Origin of the sequence: Kluyvera georgiana ATCC 51603 (genome assembly GCF_001654985.1) — a bacterium.
GTDB classification, from domain to species: domain Bacteria; phylum Pseudomonadota; class Gammaproteobacteria; order Enterobacterales; family Enterobacteriaceae; genus Kluyvera; species Kluyvera georgiana.
Genome location: NZ_LXEU01000053.1, coordinates 1 through 17,416, shown reverse-complemented (window position 1 = coordinate 17,416; position 17,416 = coordinate 1). Strand labels below are relative to the sequence as shown.

14 protein-coding genes and 1 pseudogene are annotated in these 17,416 nt (G+C 56.1%); 8 read left to right on the top strand and 7 right to left on the bottom strand.

What is annotated here, in order from left to right:
- Window positions 1-21: 21 nt before the first annotated feature.
- Window positions 22-606 carry a cysteine/O-acetylserine transporter gene (gene eamB / locus M989_RS13860; RefSeq protein ID WP_064546257.1) on the bottom strand — a complete coding sequence of 195 codons (585 nt, stop codon included), beginning with the start codon at window positions 604-606 and terminating at the stop codon, window positions 22-24.
- Between the two features lie 111 nt (window positions 607-717).
- Here eamB and M989_RS13855 point away from each other — a divergent pair, with 111 nt between their 5' ends.
- Window positions 718-1,647 (top strand): LysR family transcriptional regulator, encoded by a 930-nt coding sequence (locus M989_RS13855; protein WP_064546255.1) that lies wholly within the window; start codon window positions 718-720, stop codon window positions 1,645-1,647.
- A 45-nt stretch (window positions 1,648-1,692) separates the two neighbouring features.
- On the opposite strand, the gene M989_RS13850 is transcribed toward M989_RS13855, so the two are convergent.
- Both M989_RS13850 and yeaG read right to left on the bottom strand, forming a co-directional pair.
- A complete protein-coding gene (locus tag M989_RS13850) occupies window positions 1,693-2,976 on the bottom strand; it encodes a YeaH/YhbH family protein (protein ID WP_064546253.1) in 1,284 nt (427 codons plus the stop codon).
- A 112-nt stretch (window positions 2,977-3,088) separates the two neighbouring features.
- Window positions 3,089-5,023, bottom strand: coding sequence for a protein kinase YeaG (gene yeaG / locus M989_RS13845; RefSeq protein WP_064546251.1), 1,935 nt, complete (start codon window positions 5,021-5,023; stop codon window positions 3,089-3,091).
- Between the two features lie 436 nt (window positions 5,024-5,459).
- Between yeaG and M989_RS13840 the strand changes: the two genes are divergently transcribed.
- On the top strand, window positions 5,460-6,206 hold the full coding sequence (locus tag M989_RS13840; protein WP_064546249.1) for a MipA/OmpV family protein: 747 nt from the start codon (window positions 5,460-5,462) through the stop codon (window positions 6,204-6,206).
- Window positions 6,207-6,381: 175 nt separating this feature from the next.
- Window positions 6,382-7,233, top strand: a complete 852-nt coding sequence (locus M989_RS13835) for an aldo/keto reductase (RefSeq protein ID WP_064546248.1) — start codon at window positions 6,382-6,384, stop codon at window positions 7,231-7,233.
- A gap of 49 nt (window positions 7,234-7,282) precedes the next feature.
- Here the strand turns inward: M989_RS13835 and M989_RS13830 are convergent, their stop codons facing one another.
- On the bottom strand, window positions 7,283-8,167 hold the full coding sequence (locus M989_RS13830; protein WP_064546247.1) for a D-hexose-6-phosphate mutarotase: 885 nt from the start codon (window positions 8,165-8,167) through the stop codon (window positions 7,283-7,285).
- A gap of 81 nt (window positions 8,168-8,248) precedes the next feature.
- A complete protein-coding gene (gene gapA, locus M989_RS13825) occupies window positions 8,249-9,244 on the bottom strand; it encodes a glyceraldehyde-3-phosphate dehydrogenase (protein WP_064546246.1) in 996 nt (331 codons plus the stop codon).
- 339 nt (window positions 9,245-9,583) lie between these two features.
- On the opposite strand from gapA, the gene msrB reads away from it, so the two are divergent.
- Together msrB and M989_RS13815 are read left to right on the top strand one after the other, a co-directional pair.
- Complete coding sequence (msrB, locus tag M989_RS13820; RefSeq protein WP_064546244.1) at window positions 9,584-9,997, top strand: peptide-methionine (R)-S-oxide reductase MsrB; 414 nt, start codon at window positions 9,584-9,586, stop codon at window positions 9,995-9,997.
- 43 nt (window positions 9,998-10,040) lie between these two features.
- A complete protein-coding gene (locus M989_RS13815) occupies window positions 10,041-10,319 on the top strand; it encodes a YeaC family protein (RefSeq protein WP_064546242.1) in 279 nt (92 codons plus the stop codon).
- Here M989_RS13815 and M989_RS13810 read toward each other — a convergent pair.
- Window positions 10,316-12,244 carry a sigma-54-dependent Fis family transcriptional regulator gene (locus tag M989_RS13810; protein WP_064546240.1) on the bottom strand — a complete coding sequence of 643 codons (1,929 nt, stop codon included), beginning with the start codon at window positions 12,242-12,244 and terminating at the stop codon, window positions 10,316-10,318. The two genes, M989_RS13815 and M989_RS13810, sit on opposite strands and share 4 nt — an antisense overlap.
- Window positions 12,245-12,518: 274 nt before the next feature.
- On the opposite strand from M989_RS13810, the pseudogene ssuD reads away from it, so the two are divergent.
- The 3 genes and pseudogenes from ssuD to M989_RS13795 all read left to right on the top strand — a co-directional run bounded on the left by ssuD (window position 12,519) and on the right by M989_RS13795 (window position 16,541).
- Window positions 12,519-13,691: pseudogene (gene ssuD, locus M989_RS13805) on the top strand (FMNH2-dependent alkanesulfonate monooxygenase).
- A gap of 10 nt (window positions 13,692-13,701) precedes the next feature.
- Window positions 13,702-15,087: an FAD/NAD(P)-binding protein gene (locus M989_RS13800; RefSeq protein ID WP_064546238.1), complete on the top strand. Its 1,386-nt coding sequence runs from the start codon at window positions 13,702-13,704 to the stop codon at window positions 15,085-15,087.
- A gap of 56 nt (window positions 15,088-15,143) precedes the next feature.
- Entirely contained in the window at window positions 15,144-16,541 is a 1,398-nt protein-coding gene (locus tag M989_RS13795; protein WP_064546236.1) for an LLM class flavin-dependent oxidoreductase, read from the top strand.
- 56 nt (window positions 16,542-16,597) lie between these two features.
- On the opposite strand, the gene M989_RS13790 is transcribed toward M989_RS13795, so the two are convergent.
- Window positions 16,598-17,416, bottom strand: an 819-nt coding sequence (locus M989_RS13790) for a glycoside hydrolase family 18 protein (protein ID WP_245191265.1), incomplete at its 5' end; no start/stop codon positions are given.

Genomic DNA, 17,416 nt, shown 5'->3' with positions numbered 1-17,416 from the left:
CGTCACGCATTGCACGAGAGGTTAGACAAACATCCTGACGGCACAATACACCAGCAGCAGCGCCAGGACGATATTCACGCTCCGGCCATGCCGACGAAACAATGACTGAAACAGATGGCCAGCCAGCGCCCAGATCAGATTCCCCAGACTGCCAATCACGGCCAGCAGCACGCTGACGGCGATGACCCAGAACATATCCTGCGTATAGGGTAATACGAAAGCGGACAGCGCCGTAATACCGTAAAGAATGATCTTCACGTTGGCAAACTGAAGACCAAAGCTGAGCCAAAATCCTAAAGGCTGCGTATTGGCTTCTGCTGCTGATGAACTGGTCGCTATTTTCCAGGCCAGCCAGAGTATATACGCCGCGCCTACCCACACCAGCCATCGGGTGATGGATGGCATCACGCTGATCAGCGCATAGGTAAACAGACCGCAAAGGAGCATCAGCACCAGAAAGCCAGCGCTCATACCGGCCAGGACGCGAACACTACGGCGTAAACCATGCTGATTGACCGAACTTAACGCGAGGATATTGTTAGGCCCGGGCGTCAGCGCGGTAATGAGGGTATAGGTTAAAAAGCTGCTAATAATGAGAGTGGTCAATTGTATTCTCCTTGTTTCTGCTGCATATTAGCCGCGTAAAAACATTCAAAAAAGCGAATGTTTTAAATGTCAGACTTTCAGTATTTCGATGTGTTTGCGTGAGAGGAATCTATGGACTTGCGTCGTTTCATCACTTTTAAAACGGTTGTTGAAGAAGGGTCGTTTGCTCAGGCCGCGCGCAAGCTGTGCTGCACGCAATCTACCGTCACTTTTCAGATCCAACAGCTGGAACAGGAACTGTCATACTCGGTATTTGAGAAAGTGGGGCGCCGAATGGTTCTCACGCCTGCGGGGAAATTGCTCCTGCCAAGGGTAAGAGAACTGACGCATGTGCTGGAGGGGATTCGGCAGATTTCCGATCGCGAGGAAGAGATCGCCGGGGACCTTCGGGTGATGGTTGGGGAAACCTTACTCGCCTACAAAATGCCGGAGGTTCTGAAACTGCTGAGGATTAAAGCGCCAAAAGTGCGTCTTTCTCTCCAGTCGGTAAACTGTTATGCCATTCGGGACGCGCTGCTCAACGATAATACGGATCTGGGCGTCTTTTACCGCGTGGGCCATGATGAAGCGCTGCACAAGGAATATTTTGGCCAACAGGAATTGGTGCTGGTGGCATCCCCGGAGCTGCAGGGCGTTGATTTCACCAGAAAGAATCAGCATATTCCGCTCAGTTTCATTATCAATGAACCGCAGTGCGTTTTCAGGCAACTCTTCGAATCGACGCTCCGCGAAAGAAAGATCACGTTAGACAACACGATTGAGCTATGGAGCATTGAGAGCATTAAACGCTGCGTGGCCAGCAATCTGGGGATCTCATTCCTGCCTCTTTTCAGCGTATTGCGGGAACTGGAATCCGGCGAGTTGATAAGGCTTCCTTTTTCCGCCGCGCCGATGACGATAACGGCGCTTTGCGCCTATCATGCCGACAGAACGCTGAGTCCCGCGATGGAGATATTCATTGACTGCATGCGGCAGTGTTTAGGGGAGGCGCATTCTGAATGCCTGGGGGAATTATCTCCCCATCTTGACGTCTCGTCGTAGGTGAAGAAATCAGCCAGAAAACAAGTTAACTGGCTGATTTTTTTATTAATCCTTGATGGTGCTACCCTGTTTGTGGAACAGCTCGCGGAACACCGGGTAAATATCTTCCTGATCGCGGATATGCTGAATGGCAAAGTTATCGAACGTCTGTTGCAGATGTTCATACTCGCGCCATAGGGTCTGATGCGCCCGGCGGGTGATTTCGATATAGCTGTAGTAACGCACCACCGGCAGAATTTTCTTCGCCAGAATTTCGTGACACAGCGGTGAGTCATCCGCCCAGTTATCGCCATCCGACGCCTGTGCCGCATAGATGTTCCACTGCGCCGGGTCGTAGCGTGCTTTAACCACCTCATCCATCAGCTTCAGCGCGCTGGAGACGATGGTGCCGCCCGTTTCCTGAGAGTAGAAGAACTCATGCTCATCCACCTCTTTGGCCTGGGTGTGGTGACGAATGTAGACCACTTCGACGTTTTTATAGGTTCGGCTCAGGAACAGATAGAGCAGGATATAAAAGCGTTTTGCCATGTCTTTAGTGGACTGATCCATCGAACCGGAAACATCCATCAGGCAGAACATCACCGCCTGGCTGGAGGGCTCTGGCCGTTTCTCGTAGTTTTTGTAGCGTAAGTCAAAAGTGTCGATAAACGGTACGCGATCGATCTTCGCCCGCAGCTCGGCGATCTCTTTGCGTAAACGCTCCTCTTCCAGCAGCTGCGCCGGCTCGCTTTTCGCGACTTCATCCAGCGTGGCTTCCAACGCGTGCAGTTCACGGCGCTTGCCTGCCGTCATGGCGGTACGGCGGGCAAGGGAGTTTTGCAGCGAACGCACGACGCTGATATTGGCGGGCACGCCGTTAGAGGTGAAGCCTGCGCGGTGGGTTTTATATTCGGTAAGCTGGCGCTGCTGGTTGCGTTTGAGATTCGGCAAGGCCAGATCCTCAAACAGCAGATCCAGATACTCGTCTTTGGAAATCTGAAACACAAACTCGTCCTGGCCTTCGCCGTCGGCGCTGGCCTGGCCCTGTCCGCTACCGCCACCTCCGCCGCCGCCCTGAGGGCGCTCGATGCGATCGTTTTGTACAAAGTGGTCGTTACCGGGATGAACCCGATGGCGTAATCCTCCGCGTCCCTGATGGAACATAGGTTCGCTAATATCATCCGTCGGAATAGAGACGGACTCGCCGCTGTCGATGTCGGTCACCGAACGCTTGTTGATGGCCTCGGAGATCGACTGTTTTATTTGCGCTTTATAACGGCGCAAGAAGCGCTGGCGGTTAACCGCGCTCTTGTTTTTGCCGTTCAGACGCCGGTCAATAAACCAGGTCATATATCCCTCCCGTACTGCATTTGCCAACTTGCAGCGCCTGTAAGTGCCGGAAACGCCGGCCTACGGGACATTGTTGTAGGCCCGGTAAGCGCACGCGCCACCGGGCAGATTGTTAAGACGATTTACGCACGCGCAGGTACCACTCGCACAGCAGACGGACCTGCTTGCGGGTGTAGCCTTTTTCCATCATCCGATCGACAAAATCATCGTGCTTTTTCTGCTCATCGGTTGAGGTTTTCGCATTGAATGAAATAACCGGCAGCAGCTCTTCGGTATTGGAGAACATTTTCTTCTCAATCACCGTGCGCAGCTTCTCGTAGCTCGTCCAGTTCGGGTTGCGACCGTTGTTGTTGGCGCGGGCGCGCAGCACAAAGTTGACAATTTCGTTACGGAAGTCTTTCGGGTTGCTGATCCCGGCAGGCTTCTCAATTTTCTCCAGTTCTGCGTTCAGCGACTCGCGGTCGAACAGCTGGCCGGTATCCGGGTCGCGATATTCCTGATCCTGAATCCAGAAGTCCGCATAGGTGACATAACGATCAAAGATGTTCTGCCCGTATTCGGAATAGGATTCGAGGTACGCGGTCTGGATCTCTTTACCGATAAACTCGGCGTATTTCGGGATCAGATAGCCTTTCAGGAATTCCAGATAGCGTTCCGACTGCTCCTGCGGGAACTGCTCGCGTTCGATTTGCTGCTCCAGTACGTAGAACAGATGCACCGGGTTGGCGGCCACTTCGGCATGGTCGAAGTTAAACACGCGCGAGAGGATTTTAAAGGCGAAGCGCGTCGACAGGCCGTTCATGCCTTCGTCCACGCCTGCGTAGTCACGATACTCCTGGTACGACTTGGCTTTCGGATCGGTATCTTTCAGGCTTTCGCCATCGTAGACGCGCATTTTCGAGTAGATGCTGGAGTTTTCCGGCTCTTTCAGACGCGAAAGAATCGAGAAGCGCGACAGTGTTTCCAGCGTACCCGGCGCGCACGGCGCATGGGTCAGCTCACTGTGGTTAAGCAGTTTTTCGTAGATTTTGATCTCTTCGGAGATCCGCAGGCAATAAGGCACCTTGACGATATAAACACGGTCGAGGAACGCCTCGTTGTTTTTGTTGTTACGGAAGGTCACCCACTCAGACTCGTTCGAGTGCGCGAGGATAATGCCGTTAAACGGCAGGGCGGAGATCCCCTCGGTACCGTTATAGTTGCCTTCCTGGGTTGCGGTCAGCAGCGGATGCAGCACCTTAATCGGCGCTTTAAACATCTCGACGAATTCCATGATCCCCTGGTTGGCGCGGCACAACGCGCCGGAGTAGCCGTAAGCGTCCGGGTCGTTTTGCGCGTAGTGCTCCAGTTTACGGATATCGACTTTACCGACCAGCGCAGAGATATCCTGGTTGTTTTCGTCGCCCGGTTCGGTTTTGGCAATCGCAATCTGTTCCAGAATGGACGGCCATACCTTCACCACACGGAATTTGGTGATGTCGCCGCCAAACTCGTGCAGGCGTTTCGCCGCCCACGGCGACATGATGGTTCCAAGATAGCGGGGAGGCACGCCGTACTCTTTTTCCAGAATTTGCGCGTCTTCCTGCGGGTTAAACAGGCACAGCGGATGGTCGTTAACCGGGCTGCGTTCGCCGTTAGCGCTCAGCACATAAATCGGCACCCGCTGCATCAGGGATTTCAGTCGTTCAGCCAGCGATGATTTACCGCCGCCGACCGGCCCCAATAAGTAGAGGATTTGCTTTTTCTCTTCCAGTCCCTGGGCGGCATGTTTCAGATAGGAAACAATCTGCTCAATGGCTTCTTCCATGCCGTAAAACTCTTCGAACGCCGGGTAGCGCCCGATGACTCGGTTCGAAAAGAGACGGGAAAGCCGCGGTTCCTGGGCGGTATCAACCATTATCGGCTCGCCAATAGCCGTTAATAGCCGTTCTGCCGCGTTAGCATAAGCACTGCGATCTTGCTTACATACAGCAAGAAACTCCTGCAGTGTGAACTCTTCGTCCTTGGCAGCTTCATAGCGCTGGCGATAGTGATCGAATATATTCATGGCATGCCGTCCTTTCGTTTTTTAGCACAGGTTAAGAGCCGTTGGTATGAATAATGGGGGCTCCCGGAAGAGGTAAGCCGAACGACGCTCAACCTTGATCCAGCAACCTGTGTGCCAGGTTGTCGGACAATAAGCAATGACGTTCGCGGCAATTACACCTTCTAAAAATAAGCGTAGATGGCATTTGCAAAACTTGCATGGCGATAAAATCGATTTTCAATGACATATCAATAACTCATCAAAAAATACGGGCATTAAATCTTTTCATCTTTTTTCTTCTTTCATATAGCTGTCACGTATTTGCAAGCCTGTTGCCATGATGGGCAGAGATAATGGCAAGTCATAATGTGTAATTACAGGTAAAAAATTTGTCGTAGGGCAATGTGAAAGGTAAACTTTCGCCGTTGATACGTTGAATAAAAAGGAATTACAGATTGTGAATCGAATCAAACTTCTAACGTTAGGGGTCCTGATCGCCACTTCTGCTACTGCGGTACAGGCAGAGAGTAAGTTCACGCTGGGCGCTGGCGTGGGGATCGTTGAGCATCCTTACAAGCAATACGACCATGATGTGTATCCCGTTCCGGTTATCAGTTACGAAGGGGACAACTTCTGGTTCCATGGCTTGGGCGGCGGTTACTACCTGTGGAATGACGGTACCGACCAACTATCCCTGACGGCCTACTGGTCGCCGATGTACTTCAAACCAGGCGACAGCGACAATAGCCAACTACGCAGACTGGATCGCCGTCAGTCGACGATGATGGCCGGTGTTTCATGGTTCCATCACACGCAGTACGGCTCTCTGCGCACGACGCTTGCGGGCGATACGCTGGATAAAAGCAACGGTCTGGTCTGGGATCTGGGCTGGGTTTACCGCTATACCAACGGCGCTCTGACCTTGACGCCGGGCATCGGGGTTGAGTGGAACAGCGAGAACCAGAACGACTACTACTACGGTGTATCCCATCGTGAATCGGCGCGTAGCGGCCTGCGCAGCTATAGCCCGGACAGCAGCTGGAACCCGTATCTGGAACTGAGCGCGAACTATCGCTTCGCCGGCAGTTGGAGCGTGTACGGCACCGCGCGTTACACCCGCCTGTCTGACGAAATCACCGACAGCCCGATGATTGATAAGAGCTGGAGCGGCCTGCTGTCTACCGGTATCACCTACACGTTCTAATCGTCAATGTTGATGATGGATAAAAGCTCGCCAGCAGGCGGGCTTTTTTTTGCACCAAAAAGGGCGGAGTTAGGCGACTGCACGATGGTGGTGCGCGAAATTTGGGCAACCACACGGCGATGTACTGAACGGTTATCCTTTACGGTAGTTATCGCTAACCGAAAAGGAGGTGCATATGACGGCCCGTAACATCCTTTTTTGCGGTCAATCGCTACCTGCGATTGGCCAGGGGACCTGGTATATGGGGGAAAATGCGACGCGGCGTCAGCAGGAGGTAGCGGCGCTGCGGGCGGGTATCGAATGCGGGCTCACGGTGATTGATACTGCGGAAATGTACGCGGAAGGCGGAGCCGAGAAGAGGGTTGGGGAGGCTATTCGCGGTCTGCGCGATAAGGTATTTCTGGTATCCAAGGTGTATCCGTGGAACGCGGGGGGAAAGCAGCTGGTCAGCGCCTGTGAAGGCAGCCTGCGCCGTCTGGGTACCGAGATCATCGACCTCTACTTGCTGCATTGGCGCGGCGGTTTTGAACTTGCGGAAACCCTAGAGGGCATGCAGGCGCTGATCGCTCAAGGCAAAATTCGCCACTGGGGCGTGTCTAACCTTGATGTGGATGATATGCAGGAACTGTGGTCGGTGGAGGGGGGCGCGGGCTGTGCTGCTAACCAGGTGCTTTATCATCTGGCGTCACGGGGGATTGAGTATTCGCTGTTGCCCTGGTGTCAGTCGCGGACTGTACCGGTGATGGCATACTGCCCGCTGGCGCAGGCGGGCCGTTTACGCAGCGGCCTGTTGGCAGACGCTACGGTACAGCGTATTGCCTACGAGCACCAGGCGACACCTGCCCAGGTGCTGCTGGCGTGGGTGATTCACCATCACGGGGTCATGGCAATTCCTAAGGCGGCGACCATCGCCCACGTAGAAGAGAATGCCGCGGCGTTGCAATTAACGCTGACAGCGGAAGATATCACGCGTCTGGAGAGGGCGTTTCCGGCACCGGAGACAAAGATCGCGCTGGACGTGGTGTAGGTTTTGGCAAAAACCCGGCGTCGCATGGCTTAGCCGGGTAACCAGGGACTTAGCGTTTGGCGACTTTAATGGTCTGTGACAAACGCGCCGGTTTTTCTTCGGTAGCTTTCTGGGCCGCACTGGCACAGGCGGTTTCGACGCACACGAAGGTTTTGTAGCCGTCGTCCGGCATGTCGGTCATGCTAACGGAGAGCGCCGGGCCTGGGTTCCAGCCCACCACGTTGACGTGGTGATGATGGATCACGTCAATTGCACGCTTCAGCGAGGCATCGTGGATGACGCTGCACGCTTCAGGATTCAGATAAACGCGGTCTGTGCGGTCCGGGAAGGTCTGCACACCGTCGCTCAGCTCGCCGATTTCGGCATTCTGCACTTTATCGATGTAACGATCGCCCAGGCCACTCACTTTAACGGCGTGAATATCGCCGACGTTGAAGTAAGTGTGCAGCGCGGTGGTGGTTTCAAATTCGCCGTGCGCTTCCAGCTCCATCTCGCAGGTGTTACCCAGCTTGAATCGGGCCAGCAGGCTGAATTCATGCGGCCAGTACTGGCGGGTGGCATCACTGCTTTTCAGTTCGAAGGTTAACACCACGCCGTTATCGTCTTCATTGTGCGCTTTCAGCTCCCACGGCAGATTACGGGCAAAACCGTGTGCCGGAAAACCTTGCTGCGCCGCCGGGCCGAACCAGGGCCAGCAGATCGGTACGCCACCGCGAATGGCAACGCCGTTTTTGAACGGTGTGTTACCGCTCAGCCACAGCACTTCTTCTTCACCTTCAGGTTTCCAGGAGAGCAGGTGAGCGCCCTGGAAGGCCACGGAGGCTTTTACTTTTGGGTGATTGACAACGATAACGTCCAGCTCGTCTAACTGGCGGCGAGAGAGCACAGGGGTAAGCTGTTCGAGAACCGGGAGAGCGAAAATTGTCTTAATCATAATGCAATCCTTGGTGTTGAAAACGTAACCATAAAAAAAGGCGACCGAAGTCGCCTTTTTGGATCAGTTTCTCATCTCAACTTATTTGGAGATGTGAGCGATCAGGTCCAGAACTTTGTTGGAGTAACCAGTTTCGTTATCGTACCAGGAAACCAGTTTCACGAAGTTGTCGTTCAGAGCGATACCTGCTTTAGCATCGAATACGGAAGTGCAAACTTCACCGTTGAAATCGGTAGATACAACGTCGTCTTCGGTGTAACCCAGAACGCCTTTCATCGGGCCTTCGGAAGCAGCTTTGATTGCTTTCTTAATTTCTTCGTAAGAAGCAGCTTTTTCCAGACGAACGGTCAGGTCAACTACGGATACGTTCGGGGTAGGAACGCGGAACGCCATACCGGTCAGTTTGCCGTTCAGTTCTGGCAGTACTTTACCTACAGCTTTAGCAGCACCGGTAGAGGACGGGATGATGTTCTGAGCTGCGCCGCGGCCGCCGCGCCAGTCTTTGTGAGACGGGCCATCAACGGTTTTCTGAGTTGCGGTGGTCGCGTGAACAGTGGTCATCAGACCTTCGATGATGCCGAAGTTGTCGTTGATAACTTTTGCCAGCGGAGCCAGGCAGTTGGTGGTGCAGGATGCGTTGGAAACGATGTCCTGGCCTTCGTATTTGTCAAAGTTAGCGCCTTTAACAAACATCGGAGTGTTGTCTTTAGACGGACCAGTCAGAACCACTTTTTTCGCGCCAGCGGTGATGTGCTTACGAGCGGTTTCGTCGGTCAGGAAGATACCGGTTGCTTCAGCAACTACGTCAACACCAACTTCGTCCCATTTCAGGTTAGCCGGATCACGTTCAGCGGTAACACGGATTTTTTTACCGTTTACGATCAGATGACCGTCTTTCACTTCAACGGTACCGTTGAAACGGCCGTGAGTGGAGTCATATTTCAGCATGTAAGCCATGTAGTCTGCGTCTAACAGATCGTTGATTGCAACGATCTCAATGTCAGAACGTTCCTGAGCAGCACGGAAAACAATGCGACCGATACGGCCAAAACCGTTGATACCTACTTTGATAGTCATATATTCCACCAGCTATTTGTTAGTGAATAAAAGGTTGCCTGTAAAATTACAAAAACCTTACGCAGCGTCAAGCGGAATCGTGTCAATCATTGCGACAAATCAATCTGCTGCCTAAGCTTTGCACGACTAACCTGTCTCACTCTTCCTATGAGCTAGAAACCACATGAGGGCGGCGCCGGGAATTTTAAAGGGCACGCGAGATAAAAATGTGATGTTTATCACAATTACCTGGCTGCCTTTTCACGCCGATTAAGTTTAGAACAAAAGTTCACGCTTCATTGTTAATGTTTTGTTAGAATCGCCTGGTAAATGTATTTTTCATAGCGAGATGTGAGCAAAATGGTGAATAAACCTTCCCCGGATGACCTGAAAAATACCCTGAGTGAAATGCAGTTCTACGTCACGCAGAAACATGGCACAGAGCCGCCGTTTACCGGGCGTTTACTGCACAACAAGCGTGATGGGGTTTACCACTGTCTGGTCTGCGATGCGCCGCTTTTTCACTCCCAAAGCAAGTATGATTCCGGATGCGGCTGGCCGAGTTTCTATGAGCCGGTGAGCGAAACCGCCATTCGGTATCTCAACGATTACTCCCACGGCATGCAACGTACTGAAATTCGTTGCGGAAACTGTGATGCGCATCTGGGGCACGTCTTTCCCGACGGCCCACAGCCAACCGGTGAGCGTTTTTGCGTCAACTCTGCGTCGCTCAGCTTCACGGATGACGAAAACGGTGATTCCACCAAAGGCTGAAGAAACGATTCAGCAAATTATTCCACAGGCGAGGGGGCTGAACATGAATATTGAGCAAATGATCGACAACATGACGCCGGAGATTTATCAGCGTTTAGCCACCGCGGTGGAGCTGGGAAAATGGCCGGATGGCGTGGCGTTGACCGACGAGCAAAAAGAGAACTGTCTGCAGCTGGTGATGCTCTGGCAGTCACGCAATAACCGCGACGCGCAGCACATGACCATTGATACCAACGGCCAGATGGTGATGAAGAGCAAGCAGCAGTTGAAGGAAGACTTCGGCATTGCGCCGAAGCCAATTGCGACGTTTAAGACGCACTAAGCGGCCGCCCACGGTTCAATAAGCCGTTCTCTGGCGTACCACATCGCTTCTCTGACCGCGACGGGCCTGCTCAGCAGGCCCAGCGCGTAAAAGCGGTCGGCGATGGTCTGCTGTGCGCGGATGGCCTGCATGTCCATTTCTCGCGTCTGATGGCTGCGCCGCGCCAGGGCGCAGGCCAACGATGCGGTGTCCAGCCCCAGTTCTCCCGCCAGCAGTTGCGCTGCCTCGAGACGATGCCGGTCAATAAATTTCCCTGTTTTCACCAGTGCCGCCACGACGCCAGCAATAATTTCTTCGTTCTGCTGTGCATACTGTCGGCGGGTGAGGTAGAACTGATGGTTGCTGACGCGGCCTTCACCGGTTGCCAGCACGCGCAGCGTCCCGCTACGCTCAGCGGCGCTCAGTACCGGGTCCCACATCATCCAGGCATCGGCGGACAGATAGTCGCTGGCGGTCAGCGGGTATTTTGGCGGCGCGTAGACGATCTTAACGTCATCCAGGCCCAGACCCGCTTCTTCCAGTAGCTGCACCAGCAGCCAGTGCACGTTCGAACCTTTATTCAGCGCAATGCGCTTTCCCCGTAGCTGTGCGAGTGAGCGTATATCGCTGGCGTTGGGCACGACCATGGCCACACTCCGCGGCGCTGGGGGCTCCCAGGCCACGTACAGAAGCGCGTTGTCTTTCGCCTGCGCGAAAATAGGGGGCGCTTCACCGGTGGTGCCAAAATCAATTTCGTTGTGACTGAGCGCCTGAAGCAGCTGCGGGCCGGCCGGATATTCGCTCCACATCACGTTAATCCCCAGCTCGGCAAAATTCTGCTCCAGCAGCTGACGCGCCTTCAGCACGCCCAGATTGCCAAACCGCTGGTAGCCAATGCGCAGTTCGCGCTCACGCGGCGTGGGGGCAAGCAGCTCTCCAGTCTTGCGCCGCTGCTTGATGACGCCCAGATGCGCCAGCTGCGTGCGCAACGTATGGCGGCTGACGCCAAGCAGCTGTGCGGCCTGGCTCTGGTTATTTTGGCTTTGACTCATTGCCGCCTGAATCATGGCGCGCAGCATACGGTCGTACAGCGCGACGCTGTGGGCCAATAGCTGACGGCGCATAAACTCTCCCAGTTCATCGTGTTGCGCAGGCGATGAGGAGGGCGCCGAGGTCGCAGAGGTGAGGCGAAGATGCTCAGGGCCCAGTTCCACATCCGGATTCAGCAGTACCGCATTGTGCAGGGTATTTTCCAGTTCGCGAATGTTCCCCGGCCACGGATAGTCCTGCAGCAGCGCAAGCGCTTGATCGGAAAGTCGCTGCGCCGGGCGCCCGAGCCGGCGCGCGTAAAGCTGCACGAAATGGTGCGCCAGAACCGGGATATCCTGCCGGCGCTGGCGTAATGGCGGCAGGGTCACGGCGGCGATATTCAGGCGATAGAAGAGATCTTCGCGAAAACGACGCTCCTGAATGGCGCGTGCCAGATCGACGTGTGTCGCCGCCACGACCCGCACGTTAATGCGAATGGGTTTGTGGGAGCCGACGCGGGTAATCTCCCGCTCCTGGAGGACGCGCAGTAGCTTCACCTGCAACGACAGGCTCAGTTCGCCAATCTCATCCAGTAATAACGTTCCGCCTTCCGCAGCCTCAAACCAACCCTGGTGAGTATGCGTTGCGCCACTGAATGCGCCTTTCTCATGGCCAAAAAGCTCTGACTCGGCCAGCGACTCGGTCAACGCGCCGCAGTTAACGGCCAGAAAAGTCCCATTGGCCCGCGGGCTATGACGGTGGAGATAACGGGCGACCACCTCTTTGCCGGTCCCCGTTTCCCCGACGATCAGTACAGTGGCGTCGGTGGGAGCAAGTCGCGCCAGCACCTTCTGAAAGGCCTGTGAGGCCGGGTCGACCAGGGCGGGCCCGGATAATGTGAGTTCTGCGTTGAGCATCGGAATTCTCCAGCAAGTTCATGTCTGGACGGTATCTGTTGGCGGCGCAAGTTTCCAGAGGGGGGAGGCGAGCGATTGTCGCGATTGCGGCAGTCGGTGCCGTCGCTGTGTTGCATTTGCAACAGTTTCCGGAGATGAGGTTTTTTGTTAATGCATTGATAAGTAACCGTATTTATCCTTCGTAAAATTGGCATGTATTTCGCTATCTCCTTTATAACTGATGAAGATAACCGCTTCTATAAATACAAAATATAGTTATAAAAGGAAATGGATAATGACAGTACAAGCCGCTGAACAAATCAATGTCTTCTGGTTCTTACCCACCCACGGTGACGGGCGGTATCTGGGCACCACCGAAGGCGGTCGTCCGGTGGATCTCCCTTATCTGCAACAGGTGGCGCTGGCGGCGGATAGTCTCGGCTATTACGGCGTACTGATCCCCACGGGGAAAAGCTGCGAAGACTCCTGGCTGGTGGCCGCCGCGCTGGCGCCGATTACCCGTCATTTGCGCTACCTCGTGGCCGTCCGCCCTGGGCTTCAGCCACCCACGCTGGCGGCGCGGATGGCCGCAACGCTGGACCGCCTCTCGGAAGGGCGTCTGCTGATTAACGTGGTGACCGGTGGCGATCCGGTGGAGAACAAAGGCGACGGTATTTTCCTCAGCCATAGCGAACGCTATGAAGTGACCCATGAATTCCTCGAGGTTTACCGTCGCCTGCTGGCCGGTGAAAAGGTGGACTATCACGGCACGCATATTCAGGTTGAAGGGGCGGAAGTGCTGTTCCCAACGGTGCAGCGCAATGGCCCGCCGCTGTACTTTGGCGGCTCATCGGCGGAGGCGATTGACGTTGCCGCCGACCATATCGATGCCTACCTGACCTGGGGTGAACCGCCGGCGCAGGTGGCGGAAAAGCTGGCGGTCGTGAAAGCTCGCGCGTAAGAGAAGGGGCGTCAGCTGGAGTACGGTATCCGTTTGCATGTGATTGTGCGTGAGACGGAGGAAGAGGCGTGGGCCGCCGCGGATAAGCTGATTGCTCACCTGGATGATGACACTATCGCTCAGGCGCAGCAGATTTTTGCCCGCATGGACTCTACCGGGCAGGCGCGCATGAGCGCGCTGCACAACGGAAATCGCGACAAGCTGCGGATTGCACCCAATCTGTGGGCGGGCGTCGGGCTGGTTCGCGGCGGTGCCGGGACCGCGCTGGTGGGAAATCCCCAGCAGGTTGCCGAACGTATCCGTGAATATCAGGCGCTGGGGATCACCAACTTTATCTTCTCCGGCTATCCGCATCTGGAAGAAGCGCACCGCTTCGCTGAGCTGGTGATGCCGCTGCTGCCCACCAGCACCCAGCCGCGTTCCGCGAAGGGGCAGGTTAACACCGGGCCTTTTGGCGAAACCATCGGTGGGGCGAAACGCCCTGTCCCGCAGGCGAGCGCCAGCTGAGGAGTTTGCGATGTCACGACCAGAAAGCGAACCACACATTGTGATTGTCGGCGGCGGATTCAGCGGCGCGGCCGTTGCCATTCATCTGTTGCGCGAGTCGCGCCGCGCCCTGCGCATTAGCGTGGTGGAGCCGCGTCCCGCGCTCGGTTTTGGTGTGGCCTACTCGGCAACCGATCCCGCGCATCGAATCAACGTTCCCGCCGCGCGCATGCAGCTGGCGGGTGACGACGACGGCGCATTCGACCGTTGGTATCGTCGGCACGGCGATTTTCCGCAGGACCCCCACGCACGGCTGGCGGACGGGAGCGTCTACCCGCAGCGTGGCGCATTTGGTCGCTACGTCCAGGACAATCTGGCACAGGCGATAAAAGCGCACAGCGGCAGCCTGACCCATATACGGGATCGCGCGGTGGGCTGGCATGACGGATGCGTGATCACCGCCGAGGGGCAGCGGCTGCGCGCCGATGGTCTGGTGCTGGCAGTGAACCACCCGCCGCCACGGCTGCCGAAGGTGGTCCAGCACGTCGCTCAGCACCCTCGACTGATTGCGAATCCCTGGCGCGCTAACGCGCTGGCGGCCGTTCCGTTGAACGCGCGGGTCGCCATTATGGGGACGGCGCTCAGTATGGCGGATGTTGTTGCGACGCTGCATCGTCAGGGGCATCAGGGAACAACGCTTGCCTTCTCACGCCATGGTTTACTCTCCCGAGCCAACGCGCCGCTCGCCGCATCGGCATGGCAGGCCAACTATCAGACGGGCACATTACGCCAGCGCCTGCGGCAGATTCGCGAGGACATCCCGTGTGCGGCGGCGCAGGGATTGCCCTGGCAGGCCGTTCTGGATGCCGTACGTGGTCAGGGACAGGCTATCTGGCAGAAGCTTACGGAGGCGGAAAAGCGACAGTTTTTACGTCATCTGCGTCGCTTCTGGGATGTGCATCGCTACCGTATTGCGCCGCAGGTGGCGCAAGCCATCGCGGAGAAACGGGAGGACGGCACTTTCCGCTCGCTGGCGGCGCGGCTACAGGCGCTGACGGTCGAAGGCGAGGCCCTTCGCCTTCAACTGGCGCAGCGCAGCGGCGGCACCGTGTGGCAAGAGGTTGACTATCTGGTGCTCACCACCGGGCCAGACCATGCCGATTTAGTGGCGGGCCAGCCGTTTCTGGCGGCACTGCATCAGGATGGGCAGATTCGCCCGGATGCGCTGGGCATGGGCATTGAGGTTAACGCGCATTCGCAGGCGGTTGGCGCTTCCTCGCCGATATGGGTCGCCGGCCCGGCGGCGCGCGGGCGATTCGGCGAACTGATGGGGCTCCCGCAGGTGGCGGAACATGCCCGACAGGTCGCGCAAACGGTGCTGCAAACCCTGACGAGCCGTCAGAACGTGACAGCCTGATCCCCGATATAAACGCATTATTGTGCCGGGAACAACCGGGCGCAGAAGAGATTGTTATGTCATCACAACGTGAAATTCGTCTGAATGCTTTTGATATGAACTGTGTCGGCCACCAGTCGCCGGGGCTGTGGGCGCACCCGCGCGATCGATCCTGGCAGTATAAGGATCTGGACTATTGGGTCGACCTGGCACGTCTGCTGGAGCGCGGAAAGTTTGACGGCCTGTTTATTGCCGACGTGCTCGGCGTCTACGATGTCTATAACGGCAACGGCGACGCGGCGATTCGTCAGGCGGCGCAGGTGCCGGTAAACGATCCGTTGGCGCTGGTTACCCCAATGGCGCTGGTGACGGAGCATCTGGGCTTTGGCCTGACCGCCTCGCTGTCGTTTGAGCGCCCGTATCCGTTTGCTCGCCGTCTCTCGACGCTGGATCACCTGACCAAAGGCCGCGTAGGCTGGAACATCGTCACCTCGTATCTGGAAAGCGGCGCGCGCAATATTGGCCAACAGGCGCAAACGGCGCACGATGCCCGCTACGACTATGCCGATGAGTATCTGGAGGTTATCTACAAGCTGCTGGAAGGCAGCTGGGAAGAGGGGGCGATTCTGCGCGATCGCGAACGGCGTATTTTCAGCGATCCGAGTAAAATTCACGCCATTAATCATCATGGCAAATTCTTTGACGTGCCGGGCTATCACCTGTGTGAACCGTCGCCGCAGCGCACGCCGGTGCTGTATCAGGCGGGCGCGTCCAGCCGCGGCAAGCAGTTTGCCGCCAGCCATGCCGAGTGCGTGTTTGTGGTTTCGCCGTCAAAAAGCGCGCTGAAAAAGACCGTGGCGGATATTCGTTGCCGCGCGGCGGAGGCCGGGCGCGATCCGCACAGTATTCTTATTTTCAATATGCAAACGGCGATCGTCGGCGAGACGGATAAGGCCGCGCAGGTGAAGTGGCAGGAGTATAAAAACTGGACCAGCTACGAAGGCGCGCTGGCGCTGATCTCCGGCTGGGCGGGCATCGATTTCGGGCAATATCAGCCGGATGAAGTGTTCACCTATGCCAAAACCAATGCGATTCAGTCGGTGGTCGATACCTTCTCCACCGCCGATCCAGATAAACAGTGGTCGGTAAAGGCCATGGCCGAGTGGGTCGGTATCGGCGGCTTTGGTCCGCTGATTGTCGGCAGCGCGGAAACGGTCGCCGATGAGCTGCAGTCGTGGGTGGAGGAGACGGACGTGGATGGCTTCAATCTTGCCTACGCGGTCACGCATGAAACCTTTACCGATGTGGTTGAACTGTTGATTCCAGAGCTGCAAAAACGCGGCGTCTATAAGCGCGAGTACCGCCAGGGGACATTACGCGAGAAGCTATTTGGCGGTAGCGCCAGGCTTCAGGCTCCACACCCGGGCGCAGGCTACCGTATTCATGAGCAAAGCGGGATTTTAATGCCGGTGTAATGCTGGCCGATTAACGATAACCCGGACTGGTAACCGGGTTATCGTGTTGGGGGACCTTAGTGTTTAATCCCCAGCGACTCCGCCAGCTGCTTCGCCAGCTGGTTGTTGTCGTCCGCGCCGTACTCCCAGAACATCGCGCCCGCCAGCCCTTTGCTCTTGATATAGTCCGCTTTAATGCTGACCGATCGCGGATTCTCGTAGGAGAGCGCGAACAGCGGTTTGCCTTCCGCCGACTGCACCGACAGCCACGGTACCTTGGCCTGGTCATCCCAGTGCTCGGTAAAGCGCTTCTGCGGGTCGTTCAGCAGCTTGCTGACGATATCGTTGTACTTCACGTAGGTATCTTTGCTGAGATCGACGCCGAGAGATTTAAACAGCTCCACTTCCTGTGCGCCGAAGTAAGGCTGAGTCACCGGGTTTTTCTGCGCGTCCGGCTTGCTCCAGTCGATACCCGGTTCCACGCTGCGTTTCGGTAAGCGGCCATAGAAACCAATCCCGAGGTTCATCTGGCTGGGTTTTAAACCGGCGGCGAGGTAGTTATTGACCACGAAATCGGCGCTGTATTTATCCGCTTCCGCCACCGTTGGCCACTGCGTTGAATCGTACAGGTTCGAGTTAAAGTACTGGGTACCGTACGCCATGTCGTAGGTCATCAGGTTGATGTAATCCAGCAATGGCGCGATGGCTTTAACGTCAACCCAGCTTTTTGGGCTTTCGGCGTTAGCGCCGACGGCAATGGTCACCAGCTTTTTATTGCCAAACGCCGCGCGCAGCTCTTTGAGCAGGGTGGTGAAGTTATCGCGGTCCGCCGGCTGGCTTGCCACCAGCCCCCACGCCCCGTTGACCGGATATTCCCAGTCGAGATCGATGCCATC

Coding starts and splice junctions, on each gene's coding strand:
- M989_RS13795 (WP_064546236.1), top strand. CDS start 15,144: ATGTCATCACAACGTGAAATTCGTCTGAATGCTTTTGATATGAACTGT.
- msrB (WP_064546244.1), top strand. CDS start 9,584: ATGGTGAATAAACCTTCCCCGGATGACCTGAAAAATACCCTGAGTGAA.
- M989_RS13835 (WP_064546248.1), top strand. CDS start 6,382: ATGACGGCCCGTAACATCCTTTTTTGCGGTCAATCGCTACCTGCGATT.
- M989_RS13830 (WP_064546247.1), bottom strand. CDS start 8,167: ATGATTAAGACAATTTTCGCTCTCCCGGTTCTCGAACAGCTTACCCCT.
- M989_RS13815 (WP_064546242.1), top strand. CDS start 10,041: ATGAATATTGAGCAAATGATCGACAACATGACGCCGGAGATTTATCAG.
- M989_RS13810 (WP_064546240.1), bottom strand. CDS start 12,244: ATGCTCAACGCAGAACTCACATTATCCGGGCCCGCCCTGGTCGACCCG.
- M989_RS13855 (WP_064546255.1), top strand. CDS start 718: ATGGACTTGCGTCGTTTCATCACTTTTAAAACGGTTGTTGAAGAAGGG.
- M989_RS13800 (WP_064546238.1), top strand. CDS start 13,702: ATGTCACGACCAGAAAGCGAACCACACATTGTGATTGTCGGCGGCGGA.
- yeaG (WP_064546251.1), bottom strand. CDS start 5,023: ATGAATATATTCGATCACTATCGCCAGCGCTATGAAGCTGCCAAGGAC.
- M989_RS13850 (WP_064546253.1), bottom strand. CDS start 2,976: ATGACCTGGTTTATTGACCGGCGTCTGAACGGCAAAAACAAGAGCGCG.
- gapA (WP_064546246.1), bottom strand. CDS start 9,244: ATGACTATCAAAGTAGGTATCAACGGTTTTGGCCGTATCGGTCGCATT.